Raw genomic sequence first — 1,100 nt, forward strand, 5'->3', positions numbered from 1 at the left:
AAAATTGATTAAGCCCCAGTGAAATTCAGTTTCAAACCCAGTGCTTTTGATATTTTGTATACCGTATTAAACGATGGGTTACCTTCACCGGATAATGCTTTATATATCCCCTCTCGGCTTATTCCTGATTCTTTAGAGAGTTGGCTGATATTTTTTCTTCTGGCAATGTTGCCTAATGCTTTAAATAAATATTTTGTATCATTCTCTTCGATAGCGGCATTTAAGTAGGCCTGAATATCTTCTTCCGTTTCTAAAAACTCCACGACATCAAATTTTTTTGGCTCTGTTTTCATTTTAAAATCCCCATTCTTTCGCGAGTTGTTTTGCTTTTTTTATATCGGCCTGTTGGCTGCTTTTATCCCCGCCACAGAGCAATAATATTATTTCATTATTTTTGTTAGCAAAGTAGACACGATAGCCTTGCCCATAATGTACTCTGAGCTCCGAGACTCCACCTCCAACAGGTTCAACATCGCCAAAATTCCCCTCTTCCATTCTTTCAATTCTGATTAAGATCTTGGCCTTTGCTATCCTATCTTTTAAGGATTTTAACCATTTTTCAAAATATTGAGTCCTTTCAATGGTTATCATACTTCCCCCTGAAGCTCATATCATATTGTATGTGAATAACACGGTGTGTCAACCATGGTTAACACACCTAAGCAATTAGTAATAAGAAAATATTAAACCGGTATCAAATCAGACTCTGTCATCAACATAATTTTGCCGTAGCCGAGGGCAACTTGGCCGGGTTTATCCAACAAACCGGTTTCTGTTAACCAATCGCCAGCCAGATACACCTCACCATTGTCACGCACCCGATCAATGCCCTGATACGGATCATTTTCCATCGCGTCAGACAGGGGGATCTGGTCAGATTCAGCCAAGGTCAATATCAATCCGTTGTTGTATTGCCGGATATGAAACAAAGTATTCGGCGTAAATCCCATCTGTTGCATATCTTCACCGCTTAATACACATTCAGGCAGTGCGGCGTTATCAGTAGAAAAATGAAGTTTCATCGGTTCCTTCTTTGTTCAATCAGTCAAATAAAATGCGAGTGGCTTCGCAAAAGAAAAATTCTGCCATTTAAGCGCAAA

Annotated in this window: 3 protein-coding genes; all 3 read right to left on the reverse strand. The window is 39.3% G+C overall.

The window, feature by feature from the left end; genetic code table 11:
- Nucleotides 1-8: 8 nt before the first annotated feature.
- A complete protein-coding gene (locus tag FE392_RS19685) occupies nt 9-293 on the reverse strand; it encodes an addiction module antidote protein (RefSeq protein ID WP_319931828.1) in 285 nt (94 codons plus the stop codon).
- A 1-nt stretch (nt 294) separates the two neighbouring features.
- A complete protein-coding gene (locus FE392_RS19690; RefSeq protein WP_319931829.1) occupies nt 295-591 on the reverse strand; it encodes a type II toxin-antitoxin system RelE/ParE family toxin in 297 nt (98 codons plus the stop codon).
- 92 nt (nt 592-683) lie between these two features.
- The gene (locus tag FE392_RS19695; protein ID WP_319931830.1) at nt 684-1,022 is read right to left on the reverse strand and encodes a hypothetical protein; all 339 of its coding nucleotides are present in this window, start codon (nt 1,020-1,022) and stop codon (nt 684-686) included.
- Between the last annotated feature and the right edge of the window lie 78 nt (nt 1,023-1,100).

This window comes from Xenorhabdus santafensis (genome assembly GCF_033949405.1).
Lineage (GTDB): Bacteria > Pseudomonadota > Gammaproteobacteria > Enterobacterales > Enterobacteriaceae > Xenorhabdus > Xenorhabdus santafensis.